We start from the raw sequence: 5,837 nt of genomic DNA, 5'->3' as shown, positions 1-5,837 counted from the left end.
GAAATGGCGCAGGCACTTGGCATCAAACAACCCACCGTGGCGGGCATGGAAAAGCCTGGCCGCGATCTGAAGCTCTCCTCCCTCAAACGCTATATTGAGGCCGCGGGGGGGAAATTGCGTCTGGATGTAGAACTACCGGATGGTTCCCACTACGGGTTTGTTATTTAATCACGTCATCTAAAAAACCCTTATTTCGCAGAGGCTTAGGGCATAATTTTCTGCAGTTGAAACTCCATCCACAATAAGAATATTACTCATGATCATGTGAAATCCTCTCAGGATCAAGTTTATAGAACTTTGCATAGGTAAGGAAAGCCGTTGCCAACATGATAAAGGCTGCAATCAGAAAACCTATTGTAGTTCCGACACCGACGGAGAAATGCAAATCGGAGACCAGTAGTCCAAGTAACGCGACGCCAATAGCTCCGCCGATTTGACGCATGGCATTAATTGCCGCTGAAGCGGTTGCGGTTTTATCCGTAGGTGATGCATGAATAAATGCAGAAATAAGCGTGGGTAAGGCAATTCCACCGCCTATCGGCATCAGGAATAGAAAACAAACAAAAGTAAGATAACTGGCATCGGTATACACCAGAAAGGCGAGGATGATGTAAGTTACTGAGGCTGTGGCCAGCCCGGCCGTGATAGTTAGACGAGCTCCAAACCGTTCAGATAAGTAGCCGCTGGCAGTATTGGCCAGCGCAATAATAGTGAAGGTAAGTAGTGCTAATCCTGTCATTACGGGTGAAAATCCGCGGTAAACCTGAAAATAAATAGTTAATAAAAATATTGAGCCATAAAATGAAAAATTCATGGCAGCACCCAAGATTAACCCCATGAAAAAAATAGGGGTTCTTAAGAGAATGGGTGGGATAAAAGCATAATCATTATTCCTGATGTGGCGGAATAGTTGTATAGACGAAAATAAAAACAGCACGATAATCATGAGGTCTGAGAGTGTATATACCGATGGTTTTCCGGAACTGATAAGTACAAACACCAATGAAAAACTGGCAACAATAAAAATCAATATCCCTTTGGTGTCGGTTCGCTGAGATTGATAATGTGGTGGTTCCGGGATGAAGTAAAGAGTAAAAATGATGCCAGCAATACAGATCGGAATGTTGACGAGGAAAAGTGCATGCCATGAGTAGTGTTCTAATATAAGTCCCCCAATAAAAGGTCCTGCAGCACTTATAATTCCACCAATAGCGCTCCACCATCCAATGGCTTTTGTACGGAGCACAGCATTTCCCTGACTGGCCGCCGAAAGCAATGCGAGAGAAGAGGGAAGAATGAGGGCTGCCCCTATTCCTTGACCAACTCGACCAGCGATCATAATGTCAATTGAGGATGAGAAGGCGCAAATCAACGAGGAAAACAAAAAAATAACCATTCCGGTTAAGTTGACCATCCGACTGCCAAATCGATCGCTTAATCCACCAGCTGCAAGAAGAAGGGCGGCAAAAACGATGACATAGGCATCAGGGATCCACTGTAATGCAGACATGTCTGCCTGAAATACCTTAGCAAAGGTAGGTAATGCAACATTAACAATAGTAACATCAAGCTGAACAACTACGTAGCCAAGTGAGGTAACCAGTGCAGTTTGCAGAAGCGAAGATCGACAAGTTTTCATTACGCTTTATTTTCTTCACAGGTAAGCTTGATTGTTATTAATGATTTTTCCATGGCCATAATGGCCTCCATATGAAAAATGTTTCTTGCGGGGATAGGAATACATGTTGTTTATGTGTTGCCAAAATAACCAAATTGAATATGTATATTCTATTTGGTTATTAAAGATAATCACGTTGAGTTTGTCGGTGTATTTATTTTTTAAAGAAATCAATTGATTGAGTTGTTTGGTCAATTTATTTGTGTGTTTAATTTGTCAAAGCTTTACCTCTTGACTTGTGGAATGTTTAATCTACAATTAAGGCTGGGATTATGTTGTGAAACACCAAAAACAGTAGAAAATATGAAAAAAAATATTGGTAGACCTCGAGAGTTTCATCCACAAGATTTTCTTAACGCTTCGTTAAGTGTCTTTTGGATGAAAGGTTTTCATGCTACCTCAATCGCTGATTTGATGAAGGCATCGGGTTTGGCCAGTGCGAGTATTTACAAATTATATCCAGATAAAAGATCCATTTTTCTGGCTGCACTAACCCAATACATGAATGATGGGTTGAGCCGAATGGAGAAGCGAGCATGTGAACAGGATCCTGAGAAGGCCTTGCGAGAAACTCTGGATTATTGTGCTTTACTCTCTACCGACGAAGATGGCATGCGGGGTTGCTTTACCATTGCGGCGGCGAGTGAGTTGATCCCAGGTGATAAGGACATTTGCGAGAAAGTCAGCTATATGTTCAGTGGGATCAAAAAAAACTTGCTGAGCATAATCAAACGGGGTCAAGAAAAAGGCGTGTTTAGGCTTGATGTCAAGGCAGAGGTTATGGCTGAAAGCCTCTTTATGATGCTTGAAGGCATGCGTGTTTATGGCAAGGTTAAACCTGATTTTTCCTGTCTCAGGCAGGCAAATGAATTTATCATGATGAGTGTGTTAAAGACAGATTAAAGTAATAGCCATGTCTCAACCGGAGGTATTTAATGTTTATGCCAGGGATGCTTGTACGCTCACATAAACGACGTGAAATTATGGTTGTAAATGGTAAGGTTTCTAGTCGGGTATATTGCTGTTGGTATGAAAATGGTAAACGAAAATGGCAGTTTTTTAGTGCAGAAGAATTAACCGTCATCGAAGCAGGTTACAATCATCTTAGTTTCACCTGAATTCAGTGAAAAAGTTAGTTTTCTCGATCAATAAATACGGCTGACGTGAGTCCTGCCAACGAAAAGTTTTTTATTCTCAAACGGCTGAGATGATTTGCATCTCACGGTTAGACCACCATTTATAATCGCGCGAAACAGTCTAGCTCTGACTGAAAAATGATTACAATTTGTCAGGCTCTGATGAGTAAGAAATCCGAGGTTATGGTCGCTAAACAGGCGTATTATCGCAGTCGATGTCATCGTGCCCGATAGTGTCTATATTGTTTACCTATCGTCGGCAACAGCAGCGTCTGAACTTTGCGCCATCTTATTAGGAGTTTGATTATGTCCAGCACTCATCTGTCAGGTACTTTTACGCTCGGCACGCATACCGTCAAGCGGCTCGGCTATGGCGCCATGCAGCTCGCCGGGCCAGGTGTTTTCGGTCCGCCGAAGGATCCTGAAACGGCCATCGCGGTACTGCGTGAAGTGATTGCCAGCGGGGTCAACCATATCGATACCAGCGATTTTTATGGCCCGCATTACACCAATCAAATCATTCGCCAGGCGCTGTATCCCTATGCCGACGATCTGGTCATTGTCACCAAGATCGGCGCTCGCCGCGATGAGCAAGGCGCATGGTTGCCTGCGTTTTCTCCGGCGGAGCTGACCCAGGCCGTGCATGACAACCTGCGTAATCTGGGGTTGGATGTGCTTGATGTGGTCAATCTACGCTGCATGTTTGATGCACACGGACCAGCAGAAGGGTCGCTTGAAGAGCCACTCTCCGTGCTAGCCGAGCTACAGCAGCAGGGGCTGGTCCGCCATATCGGGCTGAGTAATGTCACCTCAGCTCAGGTTGCGCAAGGGCAGAAGATTTGTGAGATTGTCTGCGTACAGAATAATTACAACCTGGCACACCGGGATGACGACGCACTGATCGACGAACTGGCTGGCAAGGGCATTGCCTATGTGCCGTTCTTCCCGCTGGGTGGATTCACGCCGTTGCAGTCTACGACGTTGTCAGAAGTTGCGCAGCAGGTGGGAGCCTCGCCTATGCAGGTGGCACTTGCCTGGTTGCTGCAGCGTTCACCAAACATTCTGCTGATCCCAGGAACATCTTCCCTGGCCCATCTGAAAGAGAATCTCGCCGTAGCCCAACTCAAACTGCCGGGCGATGCTATTGCGAAGTTGAATGCGATGTAAGGCAACCCGGAAAATGTAACCTCTGCGGGAGCCCTGGGTTCCCGCTAATAATACATCCTCCCAGCATTCTCAGCCCTCTGCGTATCAACGCCAGTCCTGTTTTCTTTAATGTATTAATAAAATCCATTTTCGTCAGGAAAGAGACAAATGTTGTCTTAAATGTGTCCATTTCACAAGATGGTTGTTAATATGTTAACGAATAATCACCAAGACTCACGCCCACAACCGCTGAGGCGTTATTGATGATAAAGGAGCCGCTATGCCACCTGCCTTTACTAACCGGCCGCCACGTTGGTTGATCCCGCTACTGGGATCGCTGGTGGCTTTTGGCCCGCTGTCGATTGATATGTATCTACCTGCGTTACCCGCGATGGGGCAACAACTGCATGCCACACAGGGGCAGATGCAGCACTCATTGGGGGCATTCTTTGCCGGTTTTTGCATCGGCATGTTGCTGTACGGGCCGCTTAGCGATCGGCTAGGCAGGCGAAAGCTGCTGTTGAGCGGCATGCTGCTGTTTGTGATTGCCAGCGTGCTCTGCACGCAGGTCACCCAGGTTGAGCAACTGGTGGTGCTGCGGGCGTTACAGGCATTTGGTAGCGGAGCCGCTGTGGTGATGGCGCGCGCCATCGCCAGAGATGTTTATACCTCGGATGAACTGCCCCGAGTGTTATCGCTAATGACGTTGGTTACCATGATTGCACCGCTGCTGGCCCCGCTGTTGGGCGGTGCTTTGCTGATGGTCTTCGACTGGCAAGCCATCTTTATGCTGTTGGCGGTGGTGGGTTGTATCAGCGGGTTATTGGTGTTCTGGGTACTGCCGGAGACGTTAAAGACCCCGCCAGGGCAGTCGGGCAGCATACTGAAAGCGTTTCATAACTATTGCCTGTTGGTCCGTGACAGAGAGGCGATGGGCATTATTGCTACCCTGGCGTTTTCCTTCGCGGGCATGTTTGCCTTTATCAGCGGTTCTCCTTTTGTCTACATCAGCTACTTCCAGGTGCCCGCTCAGTATTACGGGCTGCTGTTTGGCTGCAACGTCATTGGCATGATCGCCGTGCTGCTGCTGAACGTGCGGATGCTGAAGGTCTACAGCCTGCCGCGCTTGTTGATGATACAAAGCAGCGCCCAGGTGTTGTTTGGGCTGTTGCTACTGGTGTTTCATCAGCAGAGCCTGTCCATCCTGGTGATTCTGGTGGTGTTGTTTATGTCGCTGGTGAACGCTATCGGCACTAACAGCCTGTCGTTATTGTTGCAACAGCGTGGCCAACAGGCTGGGAGTGCCAGTGCCCTGGCGATCTCGTTGCAGTTTGGCATGGGGGCGTTGGCAAGCCTGGCCGTTTCCTGGTTGCAGGATGATACGCCGTTTGCCATGACGTTAGTGATGGCTGTCTGCGCGGCGCTAGGTTGGGTAGGGCAGAGGATGTCTGTGGCACGAATAGGTTCACGGCTGCATGAATAGGTAGGATGCGGTGGTGAGGTTTTCATGCGCATTGCCGCTGCCGACAATGCGCATGAGGTTTACCGATTTAAATCACTGACTATTGGCAATAATACCGCGCAACAGCTTCTTCAAAATGCCCACTTCGTCTGCCGTGAAAGCGGATAGGACCTGCTCTTGCTGTTTGGCGGCAATATCTCTCAGCATGCTGGCCTGGCGTTCGCCTGCCTCGGTCAAGTGATGGCCGTTCTCGGTGCTGGACACCAGGCCTTTACGGTATAACGCTTCCTGCGCCTCTTCGATCTCTCTGGTTGGCATCGCCATTTCTGCCAGCAGGCAGGCTTTATCAAGGCAGGCGTCGCTGTCTAGCACCAGCAGCATTCTGGCCTCGCTGGCTCGCAACCCGGTGGAGAGT

The 5,837-nt window shown here is 48.0% G+C and carries 4 protein-coding genes and 2 pseudogenes; 4 read left to right on the top strand and 2 right to left on the bottom strand.

The annotated features are described in order from the left end of the window. Nucleotides 1-168 (top strand): annotated as a pseudogene (locus tag ACLQ7H_RS13175) (transcriptional regulator); the annotation flags it as partial. An 82-nt stretch (nucleotides 169-250) separates the two neighbouring features. Here the strand turns inward: ACLQ7H_RS13175 and ACLQ7H_RS13170 are convergent. Beyond that, the gene (locus tag ACLQ7H_RS13170) at nucleotides 251-1,639 is read right to left on the bottom strand and encodes an MFS transporter (RefSeq protein WP_411753061.1); all 1,389 of its coding nucleotides are present in this window, start codon (nucleotides 1,637-1,639) and stop codon (nucleotides 251-253) included. Nucleotides 1,640-1,852: 213 nt separating this feature from the next. On the opposite strand from ACLQ7H_RS13170, the gene ACLQ7H_RS13165 reads away from it, so the two are divergent. The 3 genes from ACLQ7H_RS13165 (at nucleotide 1,853) to ACLQ7H_RS13155 (ending at nucleotide 5,443) form a co-directional block, all read left to right on the top strand. Next, on the top strand, nucleotides 1,853-2,581 hold the full coding sequence (locus ACLQ7H_RS13165; protein ID WP_411753060.1) for a TetR/AcrR family transcriptional regulator: 729 nt from the start codon (nucleotides 1,853-1,855) through the stop codon (nucleotides 2,579-2,581). A 539-nt stretch (nucleotides 2,582-3,120) separates the two neighbouring features. After that, nucleotides 3,121-3,981 (top strand): aldo/keto reductase family oxidoreductase, encoded by an 861-nt coding sequence (locus ACLQ7H_RS13160; RefSeq protein ID WP_411753059.1) that lies wholly within the window; start codon nucleotides 3,121-3,123, stop codon nucleotides 3,979-3,981. Between the two features lie 259 nt (nucleotides 3,982-4,240). Next, nucleotides 4,241-5,443, top strand: coding sequence for a Bcr/CflA family multidrug efflux MFS transporter (locus ACLQ7H_RS13155; protein ID WP_081375877.1), 1,203 nt, complete (start codon nucleotides 4,241-4,243; stop codon nucleotides 5,441-5,443). A 72-nt stretch (nucleotides 5,444-5,515) separates the two neighbouring features. On the opposite strand, the pseudogene ACLQ7H_RS13150 reads toward ACLQ7H_RS13155, so the two are convergent. Further along, a pseudogene (locus tag ACLQ7H_RS13150) lies at nucleotides 5,516-5,837 on the bottom strand (flavin oxidoreductase); the annotation flags it as partial.

This window comes from Serratia sp. (in: enterobacteria) (assembly GCF_046715635.1).
In the GTDB taxonomy this organism is placed as follows: domain Bacteria; phylum Pseudomonadota; class Gammaproteobacteria; order Enterobacterales; family Enterobacteriaceae; genus Chania.
Note: the sequence above shows the minus strand (reverse complement) of the source record. Positions and strands in the feature narration are given on the sequence as shown.